The 23,573-nt window shown below is 72.9% G+C and carries 24 protein-coding genes and 1 pseudogene; 18 read left to right on the top strand and 7 right to left on the bottom strand.

Annotation, left to right across the window (positions count from 1 at the left end; translation table 11 throughout):
• Window positions 1–1,113 (top strand): annotated as a pseudogene (locus AC1DQC_RS15140) (hypothetical protein); the annotation flags it as partial.
• On the opposite strand, the gene AC1DQC_RS15135 reads toward AC1DQC_RS15140, so the two are convergent.
• Window positions 1,103–1,519 carry a phage holin family protein gene (locus tag AC1DQC_RS15135; protein WP_477052074.1) on the bottom strand — a complete coding sequence of 139 codons (417 nt, stop codon included), beginning with the start codon at window positions 1,517–1,519 and terminating at the stop codon, window positions 1,103–1,105. The pseudogene AC1DQC_RS15140 and the gene AC1DQC_RS15135 overlap by 11 nt on opposite strands.
• A 42-nt stretch (window positions 1,520–1,561) precedes the next feature.
• Here AC1DQC_RS15135 and hisC point away from each other — a divergent pair, with 42 nt between their 5' ends.
• From hisC to AC1DQC_RS15080, 11 genes are all read left to right on the top strand, one after another.
• On the top strand, window positions 1,562–2,629 hold the full coding sequence (gene hisC, locus AC1DQC_RS15130) for a histidinol-phosphate transaminase (protein WP_477052073.1): 1,068 nt from the start codon (window positions 1,562–1,564) through the stop codon (window positions 2,627–2,629).
• Window positions 2,630–2,805: 176 nt separating this feature from the next.
• The gene (pdhA, locus tag AC1DQC_RS15125) at window positions 2,806–3,939 is read left to right on the top strand and encodes a pyruvate dehydrogenase (acetyl-transferring) E1 component subunit alpha (RefSeq protein WP_477052072.1); all 1,134 of its coding nucleotides are present in this window, start codon (window positions 2,806–2,808) and stop codon (window positions 3,937–3,939) included.
• Window positions 3,936–4,922 carry an alpha-ketoacid dehydrogenase subunit beta gene (locus tag AC1DQC_RS15120; protein WP_477052071.1) on the top strand — a complete coding sequence of 329 codons (987 nt, stop codon included), beginning with the start codon at window positions 3,936–3,938 and terminating at the stop codon, window positions 4,920–4,922. Before pdhA ends, AC1DQC_RS15120 begins: the two co-directional genes overlap by 4 nt.
• Before the next feature lie 11 nt (window positions 4,923–4,933).
• Window positions 4,934–6,412: a dihydrolipoamide acetyltransferase family protein gene (locus tag AC1DQC_RS15115; protein ID WP_477052070.1), complete on the top strand. Its 1,479-nt coding sequence runs from the start codon at window positions 4,934–4,936 to the stop codon at window positions 6,410–6,412.
• Window positions 6,413–6,440: 28 nt separating this feature from the next.
• Window positions 6,441–6,815 (top strand): TNT domain-containing protein, encoded by a 375-nt coding sequence (locus AC1DQC_RS15110; protein ID WP_477052069.1) that lies wholly within the window; start codon window positions 6,441–6,443, stop codon window positions 6,813–6,815.
• Window positions 6,812–7,165 (top strand): hypothetical protein, encoded by a 354-nt coding sequence (locus AC1DQC_RS15105; protein ID WP_477052068.1) that lies wholly within the window; start codon window positions 6,812–6,814, stop codon window positions 7,163–7,165. Before AC1DQC_RS15110 ends, AC1DQC_RS15105 begins: the two co-directional genes overlap by 4 nt.
• 63 nt (window positions 7,166–7,228) lie before the next feature.
• Window positions 7,229–7,600: a YbaB/EbfC family nucleoid-associated protein gene (locus tag AC1DQC_RS15100; RefSeq protein WP_477052067.1), complete on the top strand. Its 372-nt coding sequence runs from the start codon at window positions 7,229–7,231 to the stop codon at window positions 7,598–7,600.
• A complete protein-coding gene (locus AC1DQC_RS15095; protein ID WP_477052066.1) occupies window positions 7,597–7,917 on the top strand; it encodes a type VII secretion target in 321 nt (106 codons plus the stop codon). The genes AC1DQC_RS15100 and AC1DQC_RS15095 overlap by 4 nt, the downstream gene beginning before the upstream one ends.
• Window positions 7,914–9,353, top strand: a complete 1,440-nt coding sequence (locus AC1DQC_RS15090; protein WP_477052065.1) for a hypothetical protein — start codon at window positions 7,914–7,916, stop codon at window positions 9,351–9,353. The genes AC1DQC_RS15095 and AC1DQC_RS15090 overlap by 4 nt, the downstream gene beginning before the upstream one ends.
• Window positions 9,350–9,619, top strand: a complete 270-nt coding sequence (locus AC1DQC_RS15085; RefSeq protein WP_477052064.1) for a hypothetical protein — start codon at window positions 9,350–9,352, stop codon at window positions 9,617–9,619. Before AC1DQC_RS15090 ends, AC1DQC_RS15085 begins: the two co-directional genes overlap by 4 nt.
• Window positions 9,616–10,386, top strand: a complete 771-nt coding sequence (locus AC1DQC_RS15080; RefSeq protein WP_477052063.1) for a hypothetical protein — start codon at window positions 9,616–9,618, stop codon at window positions 10,384–10,386. Before AC1DQC_RS15085 ends, AC1DQC_RS15080 begins: the two co-directional genes overlap by 4 nt.
• 6 nt (window positions 10,387–10,392) lie before the next feature.
• On the opposite strand, the gene AC1DQC_RS15075 is transcribed toward AC1DQC_RS15080, so the two are convergent.
• The 3 genes from AC1DQC_RS15075 to AC1DQC_RS15065 form a co-directional block, all read right to left on the bottom strand.
• On the bottom strand, window positions 10,393–10,800 hold the full coding sequence (locus tag AC1DQC_RS15075; RefSeq protein ID WP_477052062.1) for a hypothetical protein: 408 nt from the start codon (window positions 10,798–10,800) through the stop codon (window positions 10,393–10,395).
• Window positions 10,801–10,803: 3 nt separating this feature from the next.
• Complete coding sequence (locus tag AC1DQC_RS15070) at window positions 10,804–11,283, bottom strand: QcrA and Rieske domain-containing protein (protein ID WP_477052061.1); 480 nt, start codon at window positions 11,281–11,283, stop codon at window positions 10,804–10,806.
• 207 nt (window positions 11,284–11,490) lie between these two features.
• Entirely contained in the window at window positions 11,491–13,362 is a 1,872-nt protein-coding gene (locus AC1DQC_RS15065) for an MDR family MFS transporter (protein ID WP_477052060.1), read from the bottom strand.
• 246 nt (window positions 13,363–13,608) lie between these two features.
• On the opposite strand from AC1DQC_RS15065, the gene AC1DQC_RS15060 reads away from it, so the two are divergent.
• From AC1DQC_RS15060 to AC1DQC_RS15045, 4 genes are all read left to right on the top strand, one after another.
• Window positions 13,609–14,250, top strand: coding sequence for a hypothetical protein (locus tag AC1DQC_RS15060; RefSeq protein ID WP_477052059.1), 642 nt, complete (start codon window positions 13,609–13,611; stop codon window positions 14,248–14,250).
• 66 nt (window positions 14,251–14,316) lie between these two features.
• Window positions 14,317–14,973, top strand: a complete 657-nt coding sequence (locus AC1DQC_RS15055; protein ID WP_477052058.1) for a YcnI family copper-binding membrane protein — start codon at window positions 14,317–14,319, stop codon at window positions 14,971–14,973.
• The gene (locus AC1DQC_RS15050; protein ID WP_477052057.1) at window positions 14,970–15,569 is read left to right on the top strand and encodes a copper resistance CopC family protein; all 600 of its coding nucleotides are present in this window, start codon (window positions 14,970–14,972) and stop codon (window positions 15,567–15,569) included. The genes AC1DQC_RS15055 and AC1DQC_RS15050 overlap by 4 nt, the downstream gene beginning before the upstream one ends.
• 34 nt (window positions 15,570–15,603) lie before the next feature.
• Window positions 15,604–17,688, top strand: a complete 2,085-nt coding sequence (locus AC1DQC_RS15045; protein ID WP_477052056.1) for a bifunctional copper resistance protein CopD/cytochrome c oxidase assembly protein — start codon at window positions 15,604–15,606, stop codon at window positions 17,686–17,688.
• An 87-nt stretch (window positions 17,689–17,775) separates the two neighbouring features.
• On the opposite strand, the gene AC1DQC_RS15040 is transcribed toward AC1DQC_RS15045, so the two are convergent.
• The 3 genes from AC1DQC_RS15040 to AC1DQC_RS15030 form a co-directional block, all read right to left on the bottom strand.
• A complete protein-coding gene (locus AC1DQC_RS15040; protein ID WP_477052055.1) occupies window positions 17,776–18,288 on the bottom strand; it encodes a hypothetical protein in 513 nt (170 codons plus the stop codon).
• A gap of 365 nt (window positions 18,289–18,653) precedes the next feature.
• The gene (locus AC1DQC_RS15035; RefSeq protein WP_477052054.1) at window positions 18,654–19,274 is read right to left on the bottom strand and encodes a DUF6318 family protein; all 621 of its coding nucleotides are present in this window, start codon (window positions 19,272–19,274) and stop codon (window positions 18,654–18,656) included.
• 94 nt (window positions 19,275–19,368) lie between these two features.
• A complete protein-coding gene (locus AC1DQC_RS15030; protein ID WP_477052053.1) occupies window positions 19,369–20,145 on the bottom strand; it encodes an SDR family NAD(P)-dependent oxidoreductase in 777 nt (258 codons plus the stop codon).
• An 874-nt stretch (window positions 20,146–21,019) separates the two neighbouring features.
• Between AC1DQC_RS15030 and AC1DQC_RS15025 the strand changes: the two genes are divergently transcribed.
• Window positions 21,020–21,313, top strand: a complete 294-nt coding sequence (locus tag AC1DQC_RS15025; RefSeq protein WP_477052052.1) for a hypothetical protein — start codon at window positions 21,020–21,022, stop codon at window positions 21,311–21,313.
• Between the two features lie 140 nt (window positions 21,314–21,453).
• Window positions 21,454–23,517, top strand: coding sequence for a prolyl oligopeptidase family serine peptidase (locus AC1DQC_RS15020; RefSeq protein WP_477052051.1), 2,064 nt, complete (start codon window positions 21,454–21,456; stop codon window positions 23,515–23,517).
• The last annotated feature ends 56 nt before the right edge of the window (window positions 23,518–23,573 follow it).

The following is a 23,573-nucleotide window of genomic DNA, read 5'->3' as shown; positions in this document are numbered from 1 at the left end:
GTCGCGGGCATCGGGGCGGCGACGCTCGCGGCGGCCGGCGTCGGCAGCGTCGTGGCCGGCAGCGTGGGCCGGTCGGTGCTGCTCGGGCGGCCGGACCCGGTCCTGCCCGCCGTGCTCCGGGCTGCGCGCCCGGCGATGGCGGAGCTGCCCGGTCGGCTGACCGCGGACGGTCGTGCCGAGCTGGCGGTCCTCGCCGCCGGCGGCTTCGTCCACGCGTTGCGCCGGGGCCCGCAGGCGCCGACGCTGCGGCMCGTGCCCGGGGCCGCCGCGGCCCTGTTCGGCCCGCTGCCGGCCGCCGCGCCCACCGGGGTGCTCGTCCGGGCGGCGCCGCCGCAGCTGCCCACCCCGCGCACGACGGCCGACGTGCTGGCGAACGTGGCCCGCAGCTACCCCGGGACCACCGACACCGGCCTGCCGGGGACGCCGCGCGGCGTCGTGTCGGTGCAGGAGCTGACGCACCCCGACGGGTCGCGGGCCTGGGTGGTCGAGATCCCCGGCACCGAGAGCTGGAACCTGGGCGCGAGCACCCCGATGGACCTCACCACGAACGGCCGGCTGCTGGCGGGGCTGCCCGACGATATGACCGACGCCGTGCTCGAGGCCATGCGGCTGTCCGGCATCGGCGCCCACGAGCCCGTGATGCTCGCGGGCCACAGCCAGGGCGGGATGGTGGCCATGTCGGTGGCCGCGGCGGCGGGCGGCGCGTACGCCATCCGCGCGGTCGCGACCGCAGGCACCCCGGACACCCCCCGAGCGGCGCCGGCCGGTGTGGAGGTGCGGCACTACCGGCACCGGGAGGACGCCGTGCCGCAGCTCGACGGGGTGCCCGACGCGACCGGCGCGCGGGTGACGGTGGTCGGGCGGGACCTCGGCTCGACGGGCGGACCCGCGGTGCCGACGCCGCTGGAGGCGCACTCCGTGGAGCGCTACGTCGAGACGGCGGCGCTCGCGGACAGCGCGCTCGCGGGCAGCCCCGGGATGCGGGGGTTCGACGCGGCCGCGGGCTCGGTTCTCGGGCCGCCCGGCACGACCGCCGTGACGCGCCAGTTCCAGGCGACGCGCGACCCGGCGCTCGTCGCCTCGCTGCCGCCGCGGGTCTCGGCTAGTAGGTGATCTCCCGCGACGACGACGTGTACTCGACCCGACCGTTCCCGGGGATCAGGACGGAGAGCACCAGGCTGACGATCGCGATGATGATGCCGGCCCAGCAGGCGACGCCGAAGTTGTCGATGCGCAGGCCCCAGTCGGTCGCCTCGGTGATCCAGGCCGTGAGCATGAGCATGAGGGCGTTGACGACGATGGTGAACAGGCCGAGCGTGAGGATGTAGAGCGGGATAGACAGGATCGCGACGATCGGCTTTACGATCGCGTTCACGACCCCGAACACCAGCGCGATGAGCAGGATGATGACCAGCTGCTGCCAGCCGGTGTCGCCGCCGACGATCGAGAGGCCGGGCAGGATCAGCGTCGCGAGCCAGATGGCGACGCCGTTGATGAGGACGCGGACGAGGAAGGCCATGGTCCGATCCTGCCACCGGCCGGGCGGTGGCATGCTGAGCCCGTGACTCGCGTCCCCCTGCGTCAGGCCCTGTCCGACCTGCCGCCGTACGTCCCCGGGGCTCGCGTCCCGGTCGGTGCGGCTGCGTACAAGCTCTCGTCCAACGAGAACCCGTACCCGCCCCTGCCGTCGGTGGTGATGGCGATCGCCGACGCCGCCGAGGACGTCAACCGGTACCCCGACATGTACGCGACCGAGCTGACGGGCGCCATCGCCTCGTCGCTGGGCGTCGCACCGGAGAACGTGGTGGCCGGGTGCGGCTCCGTCGCCGTGCTGGGCCACGTGCTCACGGCGGTGTGCGAGCCGGGCGACGAGGTCGTCGTGCCGTGGCGGTCGTTCGAGGCCTACCCGATCGCCGTGACGCTGGCGGGGGCGGTCGGCGTGCGGGTGCCCGTCGGCGACGACGGGCGGCTCGACCTCGAGGCGATGGCCGCGGCCGTGACGCCGCGCACCAAGGCCGTGCTGGTCTGCACGCCGAACAACCCCACCGGTCCGGCGGTGCACGCCGACGAGCTCGCGACGTTCCTCGCCGCGGTCCGCAAGGACGTGCTCGTGGTGCTCGACGAGGCCTACGTCGAGTTCGTCCGCGACCCGGAGGCGCCCGACGGGCTCGCGGTGTTCGCCGACCACCCGAACGTCGTGCTCCTGCGCACGTTCTCGAAGGCCTTCGGCCTGGCCGGGCTGCGCGTGGGCTACGCCGTGGCACGCCCCCGCCTGGCCGCGGGGATCCGGGCGGCATCGACGCCGTTCGGCGTCTCGCACGTCGGGCAGCTCGCGGCGCTCGCGTCGCTGCGCGCGACGGCCGAGCTGATGACCAGGGTCGACGCGATCGTCGTCGAGCGTGCGCGGCTGCTGGCCGGTCTGCGCCAGCAGGGCTGGACCGTTCCCGACAGCCAGGCGAACTTCGTCTGGCTCCCGCTGGGCGACCACGCCGCGGCGTTCGCGGAGCGTACCGGGCGGGCGGGCGTGCTCGTCCGGCCGTTCCAGGGCGACGGCGTGCGGGTCAGCGTGGGCGAGCCCGAGGCGACCGATCTGCTGCTCGAGGTGGCCGGGGAGTGGCTCGCGCGCTGACCGTGGTGGGCCGCGCGCGGCGGGTGTAGACAGTCCACAAGGGCGACAGCCGAGGCTTGTCGGGGTCCTTCTCGCGCAACCTACGGTGCCGTAGCCTACGCTGTCGTAGGTTTCGAACCTCTGGCGATTGCCCCACCCCGGAGCGGCCACCGCCGCTGCACGCGAAGGAGAACCGCGTGGTCCCGAACGGCCCCCTGACCGACGACGGTCTCGTGCAGCTGCTGACCCCCGCCGGTCGGCGCACGGCCCACCCCGACTACGACCCCCTGATCGCGCACCTCGACGCCGACGCGCTGCGCGGCCTGTACCGCGACATGGTGATCGTCCGACGTTTCGACAACGAGGCGACGTCGCTGCAGCGCCAGGGGGAGCTCGCCCTGTTCGCGCAGAGCCTGGGCCAGGAGGCCGCGCAGATCGGCTCGGGCCGCGCGCTGGCCCCGCAGGACCAGGTGTTCCCGAGCTACCGCGAGCACGGCGTCGCGCACACCCGCGGCGTCGACCTGGCGGAGGTCCTGCGGCTGTTCCGTGGCATCGACCACGGCGGCTGGGACCCGCTCGCGCACGGGTTCCACCTGTACACGCTGGTCATCGGCTCGCACACGCTGCACGCCACGGGCTACGCGATGGGGCTGCAGCGCGACGGCGCCGTCGGTTCGGGCGACCCGGCGCGCGACGCGGCCGTGGTCACGTACTTCGGCGACGGGTCGACCTCGCAGGGCGACGTGAACGAGGCGCTCGTGTTCGCGGCGGTCAACAACGCGCCGGTCGTCTTCTTCTGCCAGAACAACCAGTGGGCCATCTCGGAGCCCACCAGCCGGCAGTCCCGCGTCCCGCTGGCCGACCGCGGCGCCGGCTTCGGCATCCCGAGCGTGCGCGTCGACGGCAACGACGTCCTGGCCACCTACGCGGTGACCGCCGAGGCGCTGGAGCGCGCGCGCACCGGCGGCGGACCCACGTTCATCGAGGCGTACACGTACCGGATGGGCGCGCACACCACCTCCGACGACCCGAGCCGGTACCGGTCGGCCGCGGAGGAGGAGTACTGGCGCCAGCGCGACCCGATCGACCGGCTCCGGCTGCACCTCGAGGAGCGGGGCGAGCTGCCGCAGGCGTTCGTCGACGACCTCGCGGCCGAGGGCGACGCCCTGGGCGAGCGGATCCGGACCGCCGTCCGCGGGATGGGTCGGCCGTCGGCAGCATCCATGTTCGAGCACGTCTACGCGACGCCCCACTCCGTCGTGGAGTCGGAGCGCGCGTGGTTCGAGGGATACGAAGCATCGTTCCTGGACGGAGAGGCCAGCCACCGATGACCACCATCACCTTCGCCAAGGCGATCAACCTCGGTCTGCGCAAGGCGCTCGAGCAGAGCCCCAAGGTGCTCCTCATGGGTGAGGACATCGGCGCGCTCGGCGGCGTGTTCCGGGTCACCGACGGTCTGCAGAAGGACTTCGGCGGCGACCGGGTCGTCGACACCCCGCTGGCGGAGTCCGGCATCGTCGGCACCGCCATCGGTCTCGCGATGCGCGGCTACCGGCCGGTGTGCGAGATCCAGTTCGACGGGTTCATCTTCCCGGCGTTCGACCAGATCACCACGCAGCTGGCCAAGATGCACTACCGGTCGAAGGGCCGGCTCACGCTGCCCGTCGTCATCCGGGTGCCGTACGGCGGCGGCATCGGCGCGGTCGAGCACCACAGCGAGTCGCCCGAGGCGCTCTTCGCGCACACCGCCGGCCTGCGGGTGATCAGCCCGTCGTCGCCCGCCGAGGCGTTCTCGATGATCCAGCAGGCCATCGCGTCGCCGGACCCCGTGCTGTTCTTCGAGCCCAAGGGCCGGTACTGGGAGAAGGGCGACGTCGACGTCGACGCCGCGATCGACGCGCCGCACCCCGCGCTCGACACCGCCAAGGTGCTGCGCCAGGGCACCGACATCACCGTCGTCGCGTACGGTCCGACCGTGCAGACCGCGCTCAAGGCCGCCGAGACCGCCGCCGCCGAGGGCACGAGCATCGAGGTCGTGGACCTGCGCACGCTGAGCCCGCTGGACACCGCGACCGTCGCCGCGTCCGTCCGTCGCACCGGCCGCTGCGTCGTGGTCCACGAGGCGCCGGTGCTGTACGGCACCGGCGCCGAGGTGGCCGCGCGCATCACCGAGGAGTGCTTCTTCCACCTCGAGGCGCCGGTGCTGCGCGTCGGCGGCTTCCACACGCCGTACCCCGTCGCCAAGATCGAGCACGACTACCTGCCCGGGCTCGACCGCGTCCTCGACGCCGTCGACCGCTCGCTGGCCTTCTGAGGAGCCCCGCCGTGCCGACCTTCCAGCAGTTCCCGCTCCCGGACGCGGGCGAGGGCCTGACCGAGGCCGAGATCGTCGCCTGGCACGTCGCCGTCGGCGACACCGTCGCGGTCAACCAGACCATCGTCGAGATCGAGACCGCGAAGTCGCTGGTCGACCTGCCCAGCCCGTGGGCCGGCGTCGTGACCAAGATCCTCGTCGAGCCGGGACAGACGGTCGACGTCGGGACGCCGATCATCGAGGTGGACACCGACCCATCAGGCGCACCCGCGCCGGAGCCTGCCGAGCCGCCCGCGCCCGCTGCGCAGTCCGGCGGCGCGATCGAGCACGGGCACCGCGGCGGCGGCAACCGGCACGCGGGCGTCGAGCCCGGGGGTTCCGACGAGATCGAGGCGACCCGCGCGTGGCGCGCGGCCGACAAGCCGGCCACCCCGGAGCCCGCTACCCCGGAGCCGGCGGCCCGTGAGGCCGTGCTGGTCGGCTACGGCTTGGCCGAGACAGGCACGGGTCGGCGCGACCGGACCGCCGACGGCTCGCCGGCGTCGGCGACGCCCGCCGCGACCGCGTCGCAGCGCGAGGCCACCCGGCACGCGCTGGCCAAGCCGCCCGTGCGCAAGCTGGMCCGCGAGCTGGGTGTCGACCTGGACTCGATCACGCCGACCGGCCCCGGCGGGATCGTCACCCGCGAGGACGTGCTCGGCCGCGCGGCGCAGGCCGAGGCCCGCACGCTGGCCACCTACCCCGGCGACGACGCGCCCTGGCTGGCCAGCGGCACCGTCTCCTCCGACGGTCGCCAGACCCGCGTGCCCGTGAAGTCGGTGCGCAAGCGGACCGCCGAGGCGATGGTGACCAGCGCGTTCACCGCCCCGCACGTCACGGTGTTCCACACCGTCGACGTCACCAAGACGATGAAGCTGGTCGAGCGCCTGCGGGCGGACCGCGAGTTCGCGGACGTGCGCGTGACGCCGCTGCTCATCGCCGCCAAGGCGCTCATGCTCGCCGTGCGCCGGCACCCCGAGATCAACGGCAGCTGGGACGAGCCCGCGCAGGAGATCGTCTACAAGCACTACATCAACCTCGGCATCGCGGCGGCGACGCCCCGTGGACTGGTCGTGCCGAACATCAAGGACGCGCACCGGCTGACGCTCAAGGAGCTCGCGGGCGCCCTGGCCGACCTCACGTCGACCGCCCGCGCGGGCCGCACGACGCCGACGGACATGTCCGACGGCACCATCACGATCACGAACGTGGGGGTGTTCGGCATCGACACGGGCACGCCGATCCTCAACCCGGGCGAGGCCGCGATCCTGGCCTTCGGTGCCATCCGCGAGCAGCCGTGGGTGCACAAGGGGAAGATCAAGGCCCGCCACGTCACGCAGCTCGCGCTGAGCTTCGACCACCGGCTGGTCGACGGCGCGCTCGGCTCGCAGGTGCTGGCCGACGTCGCGCGCGTGCTGCACGACCCGTCGCACGGGCTGGTGTGGGGCTGACGCGTCCGCGGCGTGTGACACTCCGGGCATGAGCGCATCTGCGACGTGGCGGTGGCCCGACGAACCGGCGCCCGTGACCGTGCGGCGGCTGACGGTGGACGACGACCTGCGGCTCGACCGGATCGGCTACGAGCGGGGCGACCAGCTGCACGCCCGCGGCACGGACTTCGCCGCGCGGTCGATGCCGCCGGACAAGCGGGAGACCGCCCGGCACGCGTACCGCGTCGACACGACGAACCCGCTGGTGGTGGACGGGCTCGTGCGGCTCGAGGAGTCCGTCGCGCCGGCCCGGTTCGGGCAGCCCGGCGGTGCGCCCGTCTACCGGTTCCTCGACACCAACGGCTCGTCGATCACGGTGCGCGACCTGCGCCGGTTCCGGATCCTGGTCGAGGAGCCGCTGTGAGCGACCAGCTGGACGACCTGCGCGCGGACGCCCTGGACAACGACCTGCACGACGGCGTCGACTTCGCGGTCGCGCCCGTCAGCCCGCCGCACGGCTCCGAGTGCATCCTGTTCGACGGGTCGCCCGACGGCTTCCGCGTGCGCTACACCGACATGGGCGTGACCCGGACGCTCTTCGCGTCGCCCTCGTTCGCGCAGGCACGGGCCGTGTTCCTCGACGAGGCGTGCTGGCTGGCTGCCGAGCGCGGGCGCGGGCCGTACGTGGGTCGCGCCCAGGCCGTCGGCACCGAGGACTGGAGCCCCGCGCAGGTGGTCGCGGCCTACGAACGGCGGCTGCTCGAGGGCGCGTGACCGGCTGGGCCGATCGGTGGATGCACTGCCCGGTCTGTCGGGTTCCTGGCTAGGCTGCCGGGCGTGACAGCGTTCTACGACGACCCCGACGCCGCCCTCGCGAGGGTCCAGCAGGACATCGCGCAGGCTCAGGAGCGCGCCGAGCGAGCCGTCGAGGTCAAGGCCTCGATCGACCGGGTCCGCGGGCGCGCCCGCAGCCCGCGCGGCGAGGTCGACGTCGAGGTCGACGCGACCGGGCAGCTGACCGACCTGGTGATCGACGACGCCGCGATGGGCCTGCGACCGGCCGAGCTGGCGACCCTGATCCGCGAGACCGTGAAGGCCGCCGGCCGGGACGCCGGGCGCCGGGCGGTCGCGGTGACCGACGACGCGTACGGCGAGGGATCGTCGATCAGTACGCACCTCCGCGACGAGATCGAGGCGCGCTGGGCATGAGCGGGGGCTTCGAGGTCGACACCGAGGTGCTGCGTCGGCACGGCGCACGTGTCGAGCAGGTGGCGAGCGACGTGCGCACCGCGCAGTCGGCTGCCGGGTCGACCGACCTGCACGGCGGCGCGTTCGGCGTGCTCTGCTCGTTCCTGCCGGCGGTCGTGGGCGGCGTCGACTCGGCGGCGCGCGAGGCGCTGGCCGCCGTGCACGAGGCGTCCGACGGCGTCGTGCGGGAGCTCGGCTCCATGGCACGGTCGTTCGAGCAGGTCGACGAGCGCGTCGAGCAGCTGCTGCGCAGCCTCGGGAAGGTCCTCGACCGGTGACGGCGAACCCGCTGGTCGCGGGTCCGGTCGACACGTCCACCGCGTTCGGTGGTGCGGGCGTGCTGGACTCGGTCACCAGCCTGTGCTCGTCGTTGGAGTCGGGGTCGTGGGTCGCGRTCGGGCTGTCCGGGGTGGGTGCGGCGCTGGATGTGGCGGCGACGGTGATCGATCCGTTGGGGTCGTTGATCGGTGCCGGGCTCGGGTGGTTGATGGAGCACCTGGAGCCGCTCAAGGGGTGGTTGAACGACCTGACCGGTGATGCSGGGGCGGTGCTGGGGTTCGCSGGGACGTGGCAGAACGTCGCSGAYGCGATGGGTGCKGCCGGKGAYGAGCTGTCCCGGGTGGTGCGGGCGGACCTGGAGGCGATGACCGGGGCGTCGATCRSSGCSTAYKCGGCGTATGCGGACGGGTTGGCGGACCGGATCCGGGCYACGGGTGGGTCGGCGTCGGCGATCGGTGGGGCGCTGAAGACGTGCGCGATGGTGGTGCAGGTGGTGCACGACCTGGTGCGGGACACGTTGGCGTCGCTGGTGGGKTCGATCATCTCGTGGGCGGCCGAGGCGGTGTTCACGTTGGGGTTGGCCACGCCGGTGATCGTGGGGCAGGTCTCGACCCGGGTGTCGTCGTTGGCGACGAAGGTCGGCAAGTCGGTCACGGACGTGATCTCGTCGGCGAAGTCGTTGAAGAACCTGCTCGAGGCGTTGCAGGACGTGCTGCGCCGCCTGGCCTCCGGCGTGCGCGCCAAGCTCCCCGGGGGCCGCGCACCGAAGCCCGGACCCGCGGGACGCGGCGGCGCGCCGCACCCGATCTCCGAGCCGTGGGACGGCCCGCCCGGGCTGCACCTGTCGAGCAGCGAGGCGACCGCGGTCGACGCCCTACGCCGCGCGGCGGCGGACGCCGAGCCGGCGATCACCGAGGAGCTCCAGCGCATCCTGTCGCGCGTCGACGGGGCGACGATGCCGGGCCTCGACTTCCGCCTGAAGGGCGCCGACTCCCTGTACCGCAAGGTCGCGACGGACCTCGCGGACCTCGACGTCAGGGACGTCGGGGCGGCGCTGGCCCGGATCAAGGACGCCGTCCGGTACACCGCGCAGATGCCCGAGGGCGGCTTCACCCACGGGGTCGAGTCGGTGGTCAAGCAGCTCACCGACGCCGGCCACGCGCCGGTCTCGTGGAAGAACACCTTCGGCCAGCCCGGCTACCAGGGGATCAACAGCGCGTGGCGGTCCCCCGACGGCCAGGTCTTCGAGCTCCAGTTCCACACGCCCACCAGCTTCGACGTCAAGATGGCCGGCCACGACCTCTACGAGGCCGCGCGGCTGCCGCACGTCGAACCCGCCGAGGCCCGTCGGCTCGAGGACGAGATGCGCCGGCTCTTCAGCACGGTCCCGACGCCACCGGGCGTCCGATCCCTCACCGCACCGGAGATCCGATGACCCCCGAGACGCAGTACTGGGCCGTCTTGTGGGACGGCGACGACATCTCCCGACCTCGGACGCTCGTCCGGAGCCGCCCGTCCGACGACGGTCCCGTCGAGGAGATCCTCGGCGGCGAGGGCACCTGGCGGCCGACCGGCGTCCTGGCGCTGCACCGGCTCAACATGTACGAGCACGAGCTTGCCCCCCTCGCCCCCGACGCAGCGCGCGCCTTCGAGCAGGCGCGCCTGGACCGGCTCCGGGCGGCTCCGCCGGCGGACCGGTGAGCGCGTTCGACCTCGCCGCGGCCGTCGAGCTCGCGACCCAGGCGCACGCCGGCCAGGTGGACAAGGCCGGCGAGCCGTACATCGGCCACCCGCTGCGGGTCATGGGCCGGGTCGACGGTGAGCGCGCGCGCATGGTGGCCGTGCTGCACGACGTCCTGGAGGACACACCCGTCACCGCCGCGGACCTGCTGTCCCGCGGCTGCCCGGCCGACGTCGTCGAGGCGGTCGACGCGCTGTCCAAGCGCCCGGGCGAGGCCCTCGAGGACAGCATGCGGCGCGTGGCGGCGGTTCCCCTCGCACTCGTCGTCAAGCGCGCGGACCTCGACGACAACACCGACCCCGACCGGCTCGCGAGCCTGCCGCCCGACGTGGCCGACCGGTTGCGCGAGAAGTACCGGCGCAGCCGGGCCCTCCTCGGGCTTGCCCACGTCGCCCGCGAGGCCGAGGCGCTCGGCTACCTCAACGGCACGGACTTCCACGTCTGGCACGTCCCCGCGTCGCTGAGCAGCGAGCTGGTCGTCATCGGGCTCGACGGCGGCGACTACACGGTCTGGTACCGCGACATGGGCCAGGACCGGCTCCTCGTGCGGACCCCCGACCTCGCGAAGGCGCGGCAGGAGTTCCTCGCGGAGTTGGCGCGGCTGGCGGCGCCCCGCGGCCGGGGTCCGTACGCCGGGGCGACCGCACCCGGGAGGTACGACGGCATGACGCCCGAGCAGGTCTATGAGGCGATGCAGCGCGAGGGGTACTTCCGAGACCCCGTCTGACAGACGTCAGGCCGCCGGGGCGCCGACCACGGCTCGGTCGCGCTCCGCGAGCAGCGCCGCGATGCCCAGGACGATCGCACCGATCTCGGAGATCGCCGACGCCCACACGGCCCAGCCCACCCACTGCTCGTGCACCCCGAAGAACCCGCCGGGGGTCGTCGAGATGAGGAAGGCCGTCAGGGTGGCGACGCCGAAGCCGACGGCACCCAGCAGCGGGAGCCAGTGCCGCCAGACCAGGACGAGCACGCCGAGCACCAGGCCGCCGATGCCGTTGAGCAGGAACGCGGGCCCGACGACGTCCAGCGTCTTCATGCCGTCCTGCCACAGGTAGAGGTGCACGACCGCGGAGACGACGACGCAGACCGCGATGAGCACCCGCAGGAGGGTGGCCGTCCGGCGCCGGGTGTCGACCATGGCTCAGGCCTTCCCCGCGAGGACGGCGCCGTCGCTGACGTGCACGTCGACGGGCGGAAGGGGCGACGGCGCGGGACCCGAGACGTTGCCGCCGGTCAGGTCGAACACCGAGCCGTGGCACGGGCACTTCAGCTCCTTGCCGTCCGGCGCGACGGTGCAGCCCTGGTGAGTGCAGACCGCCGACACCGCCGTGACCGTGCCCGCCTCGGGCTGCAGCAGGATGATCGGCTTGCCGTCCGAGCCGGTCGCGGCCAGCGCACCGCCGACCGGGATGTCCGACACCTGCGCCAGCGGCTCGCCCGCGGCGGGCGCGTTCGCCGAGGCGTCCGACCCGCCGCCTCCGCACGCCGCCAGGACGCCGGCCGCGGCGACACCCATGGTCACCAGACCCGCCCTGACCAGCACCGCTCGGCGGTCGAGACATCCGTCGCAGGTGTGCGCGCTGGTCGGTGCTGCCGGGGACTCCTGGGTCGTCGCGGACATCTCCACCTCCATGGGGTACCTGCTCGGGGCTGTCACCTGTGTCACGGTACGGGGGCCGTCGAGGTTCAACCGTTCTCGAATCCTTTCCGACGGACCTGTGTGCCCAGCCTGCCCGGCGATCGCCCGTTCGGTGCGCCGACGCGACGACGGCCCGGTGCGCAGCGTGGGTTCGCGTGCGTGCCGGGCCGTCGTCGGAGCGGGTCGGGGTCAGTCCGCGTGGACCGACTCCTCTCGGCGGGGGTCGTCGGCCTCGGCCGCGTATCCCGCCTCGTCCTCGTCGTCGGCCGCCGCCTCCGCGCGGGTCACCGCCGCGTCGTCGGCGACGATGCTCGCGACACCGCCGACGGCCGTGGCCGCCGCGGCCTGCGCGGGCTGAGGGTTCGCGGCGGCTGCTGCGTCGGCGGCCTCGTCGAACCGGCCCTGGATCCCGGACACGTTGCGCAGGGGCAGCTCGGGGAGCATCACAGTGAGGATGACGCCGACGGCCATGATGCAGGCTGCCAGCAGCAGGACGGTGTCCACCGACTGCGCGAAGCCGTCGAGGAACGGCTGTGCGAGCCGCGGGTCCAGGTTGTTGATGAACGACGAGTCGTTCAGTGACGGCACCGTGCCGCCGCCGCCGGGCTGCAGCATCGCCAGCACCGGAGCGTTCGCCGGATCGGCCTGGACCGCAGGATCGGCCACCGCCGCCTGGAACGCGGGCGTCTTGGCCGCGGTCCGGAAGGCCGACGCGATGTTGCCCCCGACCGTCGAGAAGAGCACGGACAGGAACACGGCCGTCCCCAGCGTGCCGCCCATCTGGCGGAAGAACAGGGACGACGACGTCGCGACGCCCATGTCGCGCACCTGCACGGCGTTCTGCACGGCCAGCACCAGCGGCTGCATGGTGAAGCCGAGGCCCAGCCCGAACAGCACGGAGACCGAGAAGACGAACGGCAGGGTGGTGCCCGACTCCAGGCGGGAGAACAGCAGCGCTCCGGCGCCCATGAGGATCGTGCCCGCGACGGGGAACAGCTTGTAGCGGCCGGTCCGCGACGTGGTCTGGCCCGCGATGATCGAGCCCGACATGATGCCGAGCGTGAACGGGATGAGCGTCAGGCCCGCCTCGGTCGGCGTCTGGCCCTTCACGATCTGCAGGTAGAGCGGGAGCGTCGCCAGGCCGCCGAACATGCCCAGGCCGATGACGGTGTTGGCCCCCGCGCCCACCGAGAACGTGCGGTTCCGGAACAGGTACAGCGGCAGGATCGCGTCGGCCTTGGCGTACCGCTCCGCGAGGATGAACGCCGCGATGCCGATCACGCCGATGACGTAGCAGGCGATCGAGCTGCTCGAGTCCCAGCCCCAGATGCGGCCCTGCTCGGCGACGACGAGCAGCGGCACCAGGGCGACGATCAGGGCGAGCGCGCCGGGGTAGTCGATCTTGTGGTCGACGCGCTTGAGCGGCGGAAGGTGCAGCACGCGCGAGATGACGATGATCGCGACGATGCCGATGGGCACGTTGATGAGGAAGACCCAGCGCCAGCCGGTGATGCCGAGGATCGTCTCCGCACCGGCGAAGAAGCCGCCGACCACCGGGCCGAGCACCGACGACGTGCCGAACACCGCGAGGAAGTACGCCTGGTAGCGGGCGCGCTCGCGCGGCGCGACGAGGTCGCCGAGGATCGTGATGGCCAGGGCCATGAGGCCACCGGCGCCGAGTCCCTGGATCCCGCGGTAGACCGCCAGCTGGTACATCGAGTCGGCGGTGCCGGACAGCAGGGAGCCGACGACGAAGATCGAGATCGAGATCATGTACAGCGGCTTGCGGCCGTAGATGTCCGAGAGCTTGCCGTACAGCGGCGTCGAGATCGTCGCCGTCAGCAGGTACGCCGTGGTCACCCAGGCCTGCAGGGAGAGCCCGTTGAGGTCGTCGCCGATGGTGCGGATGGACGTGGCGACGATGGTCTGGTCCAGCGCGGCGAGGAACATGCCGAGCATCAGGCCGCCGAGGATCGTGAGGATCTCGCGGTGGGTCGGCGGGACGAACGTCGAGGCGCTGTCCTGGGCGGGGGGTTCGGTGGTGGTGCTCTGCTGCGACATCGGACCTTCTCGGCAGACGGGGGACGCGTGAGGCGACTGCACTGGCGGGTGACGCTACGGGAGGGGTCTGACACCCTCAGGTGGTTGCGCAGGACAACCATCCCGTACCAACCTGGCAACAACGGTGCCACCGGGATGTGTTCCCGGTCACCGCGATTCCGCCCCCGAGCGTCGCGAAGCCCCGTGCGGCCCGGAAAACCGGTTCGTGGGGCGGACGACTCCCGCGCCGGCCGCTACCGTGGCGGGATGCCCGCTCCCGCGACCGGTCCGCTGCGCCTCGTGCGCGCCGGCACGGTCGCCGTGGTGACCGTCGCGCTCGCCGCCCTCGCGCACGTGCTCGCCGGCGGTGGGCTCCCGCCGTTCGTCGTGCTCGTCACCCTGACCGCGCTGGTGCTGGCCGCGGCCGTGGTGCTGACGGCGCGCCGGCTCGGTCCGGTCGGAGCGGTCGCCCTGCTCGGCGTCGGCCAGCTCGCGGTGCACTCGGCGTTCAGCCTGTTCACCTCGATGACGTGCATGTCCGGACCGATGGACGAGGCCGCGCTCTTCGGGCACGCGCACCACGCCGGCATGGTCATGCAGTCGCAGGCCGTCTGCACCGGCTCCGGCGTCGCGTCGCGACCGCTGCTCGGCGGGTCGGCGATGCTCGTCCTGCACGTCGCGGCGACGGTCGTCGTCGCGCTCGCGGTCGTCGGCGCCGACCGTTCCCTGTGGTGGCTCGCGGCGTGGCTCCGGCCGCTCGTCGGCGGCGCCGACCCGGTCGTCGTCGTGCCCCGCGGTGTGCTGCCGACGCCTGCCGACGTGCCCTGGTCCGGGTACGAGTGGTGGCGCGACGTCGTGCCGCTGCGAGGTCCGCCCGTGTGGCAGTCCTCCGTGGTCCCCCCGCGCTGACCGGTCGAGCCGGTGGTCGGGCCGACCGCGCGCCGCCCGACATCGACGACCTCCAAGGACCCCCGCATGCCCTCGACGACCCGCGTCGGCGCGACCCTCGCCGCCGCCCTCGCCCTCGCCCTCCTCCCCGCCACCGCTGCGTCCGCCCACGTCCGGGTGGTCCCCGAGCAGACCGCCGCCGGCGGCTTCACGGTGCTGACGTTCCGCGTCCCCAACGAGTCGGCCGACGCCTCGACCTCGCAGGTCACGGTCGACCTCCCGACCGGCACGCCCCTGCTCTCCGTGTCCACCAAGCCGCTGCCCGGCTGGACGGCGGTCGTCGAGAAGGCGCCGCTGCCCGACCCCGTCGACTTCTTCGGCACCACGTTGACGGAAGCGCCCGCGCACGTCACCTGGACCGCCGACCCCGGCGCCGAGATCGGCGACGGGCAGTTCCAGGAGTTCGAGATCTCGGTCGGCCCGCTGCCCGACGCCGGGACGCGCCTCGTCCTGCCGGCGCACCAGACGTACACCGACGGCACGGTCGTCGACTGGGACGACGTTGCCGACGAGGGCGCCGACGAGCCGGAGCACCCCGCCCCCGAGCTCACGACGACGGCGGTCGACGGGTCCGGCGGCGCACCCGACACCCTCGCGCGCGTGATCGGCGCAAGCGGTCTGGTGCTCGGCGCCGTGGCGGTCGGGCTGGCCCTGACCGCGCGTCGTCGGCGGGTGGACGCATGATCGCCACCACGTCGGTGCGCCGGCCGCTGCTCGCCCTGATCGCCGGCGCCCTGCTGGCCCTGCCCGTCGCCGGCGCGACCGCGGCCCAGGCGCACGACGTCCTGCAGAGCACCGACCCCGCGGACGGCTCGACGGTCGCGGTCGTGCCGGACCACGTGACATTGACGTTCGACGAGCCCGCGCTGTTCGTCGGCACCGAGGTCATGGTGCACGACCCGAACGAGCGGATGGTCAACGTCGGGCCGCCGGTGCTCGTCGACAACACCGTCACGCAGGAGGTCACGGGGGCGCTCCCGGCCGGGGTGTACACGGTGATCTACCGCGTGACCTCCGCCGACGGGCACCCCATCGAGGGGCGCTTCGCGTTCACGGCGACCGGGGACACGTCCTACGGCGTCGCGACGGCGGCGCCGACGATGACGGCCTCCGCCGTGCCGGCTCCCACCAGCTCGGCGGAGGTGGCCGCCTCGGCCCCGGCGTCGCCGTCCGAGGAGCGTCACGTCTCCGCCGGCCTGCTCGTCGGGATCGCGGCCGTGCTCGTGGTGGCCGGCGGGATCGTCGCGTGGCTGCTGCTGCGGAGGCGGCCGTCGTCGTGACGGACCTGCCCGTCCGGCGACCTACGCTGGTCCGATGACTGCGTCGGTGACGAGCGCCGGCCGCGCGAGCGCCGGGGGACCGGGGGTCGGCGTGCGTCGACCCCCGAGCCCCTGGCGTGTCGCCGTGCTCGCCGTCGCGGCCGTCGTGGCGGCGCTGCTCGGAGTCGCGTTCTCCGGGGCGGCGCTGCCGGCTCTGCTGCGCGATCCCGGCGTCGCCGTCCGGTGGGGGCTGCCCGCGACGACCACCCTCGCCGAGCTCGCCGGCTCGGTGACGCTCGGCGCGCTCGTGCTCGCCGTGTGCGTGCTGCCGCGCCGCGCGGCCACCGCCTCGACGAGGGCCGCGCGCGCCGGCATCGGCACTGCGGACGGCACCGCCTACCCGCGCAGCACCGTGCTGGCGGGGTTCGCCGCCGGCACGTGGACGGTCCTGTCGATCGCCCACCTGGTCCTCACCTACGCCAGCGTGGCCGGCCGGCCGCTCGACTCCGCGTCGTTCGGGGCGGAGCTCGGCGTCTTCGTGACGCAGATCGACCTCGGCCGCACGCTCCTGCTCATCACCACCGTCGCGGCCGTCGTCACGGCCCTGTCGCTCGTCGTCGCGACCCCCACCGGCGCCGCCTGGACCACCGTCCTCGTGCTCGTCGCCCTCTGGCAGCAGGCGCAGCTCGGGCACGCCGCGGGGGCGTCCGGCCACGACATCGCGACGTCGTCGATGGTGGTGCACCTCGTCGGCGCGGCCGTGTGGATCGGGGCCCTAGCCGCGCTGGCCCTCCTCGTCCGTCGGGTCGGCTCCGACCTGTCCGCGTCCGTCGCGCGCTACTCGGTGATCGCCGGCTGGTGCTACGCGGCGATCGCGGTGTCCGGGCTGGTCAACGGCCTGCTGCGGACCAGCGGATGGGACGACCTCACGACGCCCTACGGCGTGCTGCTGCTGGTGAAGACCGCCCTGTTCGGCGCCCTCGGGCTGCTCGGCCTCGCCCACCGGCGCGCCGTGCTGCCCCAGCTGGCGACGAGGACGACCGACTGGCTGTTCTGGCGGCTCGTGCTCGTCGAGCTCACCGTCATGGGCGCCGTGTCGGGCGTCGCCGTCGCGCTCGGCGAGACCGCGCCGCCCGTGTCCGAGGAGCCGCCGCTCGACCAGTCCCCGGCCTACCAGCTGACCGGCCACCCGCTGCCGCCCGAGCCGACCGCGCTGCGCTGGCTGACCGAGTGGCGCTGGGACCTGGTGCTCGCGTCGGCGGCCGTCGCCGGCCTGATCGTGTACTGGCGCTGGGTGTTCCGGCTGCGTCGCCGGGGCGACTCGTGGTCCCTGCTCCGGGCCGCGTCCTGGTCGACCGGCATGGTCCTCTTCCTGTGGGCCACCAACGGCGGCCCCAACCTCTACGGGCACGTGCTGTTCAGCGCGCACATGGTCCAGCACATGACGCTGGCCATGGTCGTGCCGCTGTTCCTGGCCCTGTCGGCGCCCGTGACCCTGGCGCTCCGGGCGCTGCCCGTGCGCTCGACCCAGCTTCGCGACGACGAGTCCCGCGGCCCCCGTGAGTGGATCCTCGTGATCGTCCACAGCCGGGTCGGGCAGTTCTTCGCGCACCCCGTCGTCGCCGCCGTGAACTTCATCGGCTCGATGCTGCTGTTCTACTACTCCGGCCTGTTCGAGTGGTCGCTGCGCAGCCCCGTCGGGCACCTCGCGATGGTCGTCCACTTCACGACCGTCGGGTACCTGTTCGTCAACGCGCTCGTGGGCATCGACCCCGGTCCCAAGCGGCTGCCCTACCCGCAGCGACTGCTCCTGCTCTTCGCGACCATGGTGTTCCACGCCTTCTTCGGCGTGACCATGGTGACCGGCGACGTGCTGCTCGTCGCCGACTGGTTCGGCCTGATGGGCCGCCCGTGGGGCGCGTCCGCGATCGCCGACCAGCAGGCCGGAGGCGCGATCACCTGGGGCATCGGGGAGATCCCGACCCTCGCCCTGGCCATCGGCGTCGCGGTCGCCTGGTCCCGCGACGACGACCGCACCGCCCGCCGCCGCGACCGCCGCGTCGACCGCGAGGGCGACGTGGAGATGGACGAGTACAACGCGATGCTCGCCGGCCTGGCCGAGCGCGACTCCCGCGACTGACACCCTTGCCGGGCTTCGTCGAGCGACTCCCGCGACCGGCTCAGCCGACGTGCTTGCCGACCTCGTCGAGCGACTCCCGCGACCGACTCAGCCGCAGCCGACCTGGTCGGGATCCTCGACGCAGTCCCGCGCCACGAGGTGCGACCGTCGCTCGACCACCTCGAACGCCCCCGACGTGCTCGTCGTCTCCGCGGTGCCCACCACGTCGCGCCACTCGTCGTCGCCGTCCACCCGGTACCGGCCCGACCACGTGGTGGTGAGCGTGATCGTCTGCGCCGCCCCCGGGTCGGTGTAGACGTGCGACACGTCGAACGCCGGGTACGGGTGCCCCGGGCTCGTGGTGGACAGCTGCCGCGAGCCGTCCTCGAAGTCCCAGGTGAAGTGCGTCGGCGTCGCGATCACGTCGACCCCGTACCCGAGCAGGTCCGTGCGAAACGTCTGCTCGGCCGCGTCCGTGAGGACGATCGTCTCCTTGTTCACCAGCACCCACCCGCGGTCCGGCTGCATCTGCACGACCTGCGGCGCGATGGGCAGGAGCCGGAAGTCCTCGGCCGTGAGCGTCGGCAGAAGGTCGTCGGGGCAAGCCCACCCGGTGATCATTCGCCAGGGGCCCCATGGGTCGGCCGGCCTTTGGCGATCCCGTCGCCACAGCGGCTGCACGGGGTTGTCGTCGCCGCAGTTCGGCGTCACCGAGCCGTCCGGCGGAGCGCACGTCCCTCCGATCTCGGCTTCCAGCGCGCCCGATGTCACGTTGCACAAGGCAGCACGACGGAGTTGGAAGAGTTCCTCCGTCGGCGGGACGTTGGCGTGCGCATACGACCTAAGTGCTTGCTCGCCTACGAATGCGGAGATCCCGACGGCATCGCCTTTGGCTCTCCCATCAAAGTTGTCTGCCGCCTGCGCGGTCGATCCAGCAATCAGCAGAGTCACTGCGAGGACCAGGATTGCCAATGTTCGCTGGTGGTTCACGACTGCGCGTCCGCCGTCGGCGTGGCCTCACGGATCCTCCACGCACCGTCGCTCCAGATGACGGCGAGGTCGACGACTCCGGACTTCGTCTCGGGAAACGACTCGACGACACCGCCCTGACTATTCACGGTCTCGGACGGCGACTGAACTAGATGGACGGTCACGGTGTACCACGCGCCGGGGTCAACCTCTCCGCCTGAAGTCTTTGTCACATCGAAGGCGCCACCGACCGTGTGATTCCCGCTCTGGAACATGGTTTGAACGTCAGAGGTGACACCCGCGCAGTAGAGACAGTCCGGGTGGCTCAGCGTATTCCAGTCGCTCAGATCTCCAGTTGCGAAGACGTACGGAAAGAGAAGCTGGAAGTAGGTCCCCACCTCTACCGCCCCATCGACGCTCGGGGGCTCGTCAAGGGCGGCGGGGCGTGAGGGCTTCACGGTCACATCCGCGCTGGCTGACGGCGTCGGCGTCGGAATCGGTGTCGGCGTCACCACGACGGTGGCCGTCGAGGACTCCGTCGCCTCCGGGGTCCCGCCGGTGCACGACGCCAGCAGGACCAACGCGGTCATAGGCGCGACGAGCCGGAGACCACTGCGAGAGCTCGTCAGCCAGGGCATGCGGGCGAACGTACCGAAAACGGACGGCCCGCGTCACGACGGTTCACCCGGTTGTGGACAACCGCTGTGACCGACCCGTGCGGCCGGATCACGCTCACGTCTGGGTGAGCAGGCCACCGTCGATGGTGAACGTGGAGCCGGTGACGTTGCCGGTCCTCGGGCTGGCGAGCAGGACGACGAGGTCGGCGACCTCCTCGGGACGCGTGAACCGGCCGGTCACCATGCTGGCCTCGGCACCCTTGACGACGTCGTCGGCGGAGACGCCACCGGCCGCGGCGAACGACTCCGCGACCCCGCCGCCACCGAGCCACAGCGCGGTCGCCACAGGCCCGGGCGCGACGGTGTTCACGCGGATCCCGCGCGGCCCGAGCTCCTTGGAGAGCGACTTCGACACGCTCGCGAGCGCGGCCTTGGCGGCGCTGTAGTCGAGGACTCCGGGGTCCGCCAGCACCGCGTTGACCGAGCCGACCGTCACGATCGCGCCGCCGTGCTCGAGCATGCGCGGGATCGCCGCACGGGCGGCGCGCACGGCGGCCATGAGCGTGAGGTTGAGGGTGGCGGCCCAGTCGTCGTCGGTGATCGAGACGAATCCTCCGGTCCGCACGGGCGCGATGCCCACGTTGTTGACCAGCACGTCGACCCGGTCGCCGGCGTGCGCCACCAGCCGCTCGGGCCCGTCGGGGTCGGCCAGGTCGACCGCGACCACCTCGACGAGACCTCCTCGCGCGAGCTCGTCGAGCTCGGGACTCGACCTCCGCGCTCCGGCGACGACGCGCGCTCCCTCGCGGACGAGCGCCCCGACGACAGCCAGCCCGATCCCCTTGCTCGCCCCGGTCACCACGGCGACCGATCCACTCAGCCCCAGCTCCATGACCCCTCCCGTCGTCGGGACCACCCTCCCGCGCGAACCGTGCGGAACGCATCCGTCACCCGACGGTCGAACCCGACATGAGTGCCTTCTGGCGGCTTGGAGGAAGCACTCATGTCGGGTTGGGCCGGATCTCCGAGCCGTCCACAGGCCGTCGCGATGCACGAGCTCGCCACCGATGGAGGCTGGGGCACCGATCGGGGTGGCAGCGTGACCTGGGATGTACGGGGTGAGAACTGAGCCGCCACCCCGCTCGCTTCTGTCGACGGCGTTCCGTCAGGAGGGCCTCGTGTCGGCGTCGCAGTGCGAGAAGCTCGGTGTCGGGGCGGCCAGGCGCTCGCGGCTGGTCCGGGACGAGGCCTGGGAACGGGTCACCCACGGCGTCTTCGACGTGACACCCGGGCGCGATCGCCGCCGCGACGCGGACCACCGTCGACGTCGAGCCGCCTGGCTCGCGATGCTCGCATACGGACCGAGCGCCATCTCCGTCGGCGCCTGTGCCTTGGCGCTCCACGGCGTGGCGGGCCTTCCGCCGGACGTCGTGCCCGAGGTCGCTCTTCCGCGGTCGAGCGCCGGACGGCATCGCGACCAGATGCGTGTGCGCACCTACGGCGACTTCGAGACGACCCGCTACGGGGATCGCACGATCGCGGCCGTGATCCCCGCGCTCGTCCAGGCGGTGCCGGCACTGCCTCGGCAGCACGCGGTCGCGGTTCTCGACAATCTCGTCCATCGTGGGCTGCTCACCGGCGAGGAGCTCGAGACCGTCCGGCACAGACTCCGCGGGCGTCGGGGTGCGGCGCGTGCCCTCACGTGGTGGCCCCTGATGGACGGGAGGGCCGAGTCCCCGCTGGAGACGTTCGCCAGGCTCGTGTGCGTGGATGCCGGCATCCCGCCCGATGAGCTGCAGGTCGAGATTCGATCGGATCGGGGTCAGCTTCTCGGCCGGGGCGACATGGGATGGCGTCTGCGCGACGGGCGGTGGCTGATCGCCGAGATCGACGGCCGGGAGTTCCACGAGGCGCCGGACGCGCTCCTGCGGGACCGCCGCCGACAGAACGCGCTGATCACATCGGGTCGCGTCGACCTCCTGCGCTTCACGTCCGCGGACATCGCGACACCGACCCTGGTCACGACAGCCATCCGGGTAGCGCTGGAACGCGCGCGGTAGCCGAACCCGACATGAGTGCCGTCTGGGGACCTCGAGCCGGCACTCATGTCGGGTTCGGCGCCTCGCGCGTCGCCGACCGGGCTGACGCGCCTCCGCCGCAGCGGCCGCGGGGGACAGGTGCAGGTGGTAGGACGGAGCGCATGACTTCGACGCCCTTTCATGATCTCGATCATTACGTCGCCATCCCGCGGCTCAACGGCCTGGTGCTGTCGCCGGACGGGACGCGGCTGGTGACCGCCGTCGCGACGCTGAACAGCAAGAAGACCAAGTTCGTCACGGCCCTGTGGGAGGTCGACCCCGCCAACCAGGAGCCGGCGCGCCGGCTGACGCGCAGCGCGAAGGGTGAGTCCAGCGCCGCGTTCACCAGGAACGGCGACCTGCTCTTCACCAGCACGCGGCCGGACCCGGACAACGACGACGACAAGGACGACGACGCGGTCCCGTCGCTGTGGCTGCTGCCGAAGAACGGGGCGGAGGCGCGCGTCGTGGCGCACCGCGCCTCCGGGCTCGGGGGCGTGCGCGTGGCCAGGGACGCGGACGTCGTGCTCGTCGGGTCGGACGTGCTGCCCAGCGCCACGGACGCCGACACCGACGAGAAGCTGCGCAAGGCCCGCAAGGAGAAGAAGGTCGCGGCGATCCTGCACGACTCGTACCCGGTGCGGTTCTGGGACCACGACCTCGGGCCGGAGTCGCCGCACCTGTTCGTCGCGACGGTCGGCGACGAGGTCGTCGCGCCCCTCGCGTCGAGCACCGACCCGCGGCTGCCGCTGACGGACGTGACGCCGGGGGCGCGGTCGGCGCTCGTCGAGCAGGCCTGGGACATCAGCCCGGACGGCCGGACGGTCGTCACCGGCTGGTCCGTGCCGCAGGCGCGCGGTGAGCAGCGGAACCGGCTCGTCGCCATCGACGCGGCGTCGGGGGAGCACCGCGTGCTCGTCGACGACCCGGCCGGCGACGCGCTGTCGCCGCGCGTGTCGCCGGACGGGCAGTGGGTCGCGTTCACGCGCGAGACGATCTCGACGCCGCACGAGGCACCGCGGATCACGCTCGAGGTCGTGCCGCTGGCCGGCGGCGAGCCGCGCACGCTCGCGCCCACGTGGGACCGCTGGCCCCACGAGCCGGTGTGGCTGCCGGACAGCTCGGGGCTGCTGGTGCTCGCCGACGAGGACGGCCGGGGCCCGGTCTTCCGGATCGACCTCGGCACGGACGAGGTCACGCGCCTGACCAGCGACGACGCGACGTTCACTGATGTGAGCGTGAGCCCGGACGGGACGACGGCGTACGCGCTGCGGACGTCGTACGAGGCGCCGAGCCACCCGGTGCGCATCGACCTGGCGACGAAGCAGGTCACGGCGCTCACGAGCCCCGTCGCGACGCCCGAGCTGCCCGGCACGCTGACGGAGGTCGAGACGACGACGGGGGACGGCCGGCGCGTGCGGGGCTGGCTCGCGCTGCCGGCGACGACCGAGAAGGCCCCGCTCCTGCTCTGGATCCACGGCGGGCCGCTGGGGTCGTGGAACGCGTGGTCGTGGCGGTGGAACCCGTGGATCCTGGTCGCCCGCGGGTACGCGGTGCTGCTGCCCGACCCCGCGCTCTCGACGGGTTATGGCCAGCAGTTCATCCAGGACGGCTGGGGTGCCTGGGGCGGCGCGCCGTACACGGACCTGATGGCGATCACGGATGCCGTGGAGGGTCGGGACGACATCGACGAGACCCGCACGGCGGCGATGGGTGGGTCGTTCGGCGGCTACATGGCCAACTGGGTGGCCGGTCACACGGACCGCTTCCGGGCGATCGTCACGCACGCGAGCCTGTGGGCGCTGGACCAGTTCGGTCCGACGACGGACGCGGCGTTCTACTGGGGCCGCGAGATGACCGAGCAGATGGCGCTCGACAACTCGCCGCACCTGCACGTCGAGAAGATCGTCACGCCCATGCTGGTGATCCACGGCGACAAGGACTACCGCGTGCCCATCGGCGAGGGTCTGCGGCTCTGGTACGAGCTGCTGGCCAAGAGCGGCCTGGCGGCGGACGACGAGGGCAGGACGCCGCACCGCTTCCTCTACTTCCCCGACGAGAACCACTGGGTGCTGAGCCCGCAGCACGCGATCGTCTGGTACCAGGTGGTGGAGGCGTTCCTGGCTGAGCACGTGCTCACCCGGACGGGTGACGAGCGGACGAATTATCCCGAGATCCTCGGGTAGCCGACCGTCTCGACGTGCGGGGTCGGCCGGTCGGGACCAGACTCGCGGGTCGAAGC

This window comes from Cellulomonas sp. P4_H12 (assembly GCF_056400905.1).
This window is presented reverse-complemented; position numbering and strand designations above follow the sequence as displayed.

What these genes read in the sequence shown, in the direction of transcription:
- AC1DQC_RS15045 (WP_477052056.1), top strand. Translation starts at nt 15,604, where the DNA reads ATGACTGCGTCGGTGACGAGCGCCGGCCGCGCGAGCGCCGGGGGACCG.
- AC1DQC_RS15035 (WP_477052054.1), bottom strand. Translation starts at nt 19,274, where the DNA reads ATGCCCTGGCTGACGAGCTCTCGCAGTGGTCTCCGGCTCGTCGCGCCT.
- AC1DQC_RS15085 (WP_477052064.1), top strand. Translation starts at nt 9,350, where the DNA reads ATGACCCCCGAGACGCAGTACTGGGCCGTCTTGTGGGACGGCGACGAC.
- AC1DQC_RS15120 (WP_477052071.1), top strand. Translation starts at nt 3,936, where the DNA reads ATGACCACCATCACCTTCGCCAAGGCGATCAACCTCGGTCTGCGCAAG.
- AC1DQC_RS15095 (WP_477052066.1), top strand. Translation starts at nt 7,597, where the DNA reads ATGAGCGGGGGCTTCGAGGTCGACACCGAGGTGCTGCGTCGGCACGGC.
- AC1DQC_RS15070 (WP_477052061.1), bottom strand. Translation starts at nt 11,283, where the DNA reads ATGTCCGCGACGACCCAGGAGTCCCCGGCAGCACCGACCAGCGCGCAC.
- AC1DQC_RS15060 (WP_477052059.1), top strand. Translation starts at nt 13,609, where the DNA reads ATGCCCGCTCCCGCGACCGGTCCGCTGCGCCTCGTGCGCGCCGGCACG.
- AC1DQC_RS15075 (WP_477052062.1), bottom strand. Translation starts at nt 10,800, where the DNA reads ATGGTCGACACCCGGCGCCGGACGGCCACCCTCCTGCGGGTGCTCATC.
- AC1DQC_RS15030 (WP_477052053.1), bottom strand. Translation starts at nt 20,145, where the DNA reads ATGGAGCTGGGGCTGAGTGGATCGGTCGCCGTGGTGACCGGGGCGAGC.
- AC1DQC_RS15135 (WP_477052074.1), bottom strand. Translation starts at nt 1,519, where the DNA reads ATGGCCTTCCTCGTCCGCGTCCTCATCAACGGCGTCGCCATCTGGCTC.
- AC1DQC_RS15020 (WP_477052051.1), top strand. Translation starts at nt 21,454, where the DNA reads ATGACTTCGACGCCCTTTCATGATCTCGATCATTACGTCGCCATCCCG.
- AC1DQC_RS15110 (WP_477052069.1), top strand. Translation starts at nt 6,441, where the DNA reads ATGAGCGCATCTGCGACGTGGCGGTGGCCCGACGAACCGGCGCCCGTG.
- AC1DQC_RS15055 (WP_477052058.1), top strand. Translation starts at nt 14,317, where the DNA reads ATGCCCTCGACGACCCGCGTCGGCGCGACCCTCGCCGCCGCCCTCGCC.
- AC1DQC_RS15040 (WP_477052055.1), bottom strand. Translation starts at nt 18,288, where the DNA reads ATGATCACCGGGTGGGCTTGCCCCGACGACCTTCTGCCGACGCTCACG.
- AC1DQC_RS15065 (WP_477052060.1), bottom strand. Translation starts at nt 13,362, where the DNA reads ATGTCGCAGCAGAGCACCACCACCGAACCCCCCGCCCAGGACAGCGCC.
- AC1DQC_RS15050 (WP_477052057.1), top strand. Translation starts at nt 14,970, where the DNA reads ATGATCGCCACCACGTCGGTGCGCCGGCCGCTGCTCGCCCTGATCGCC.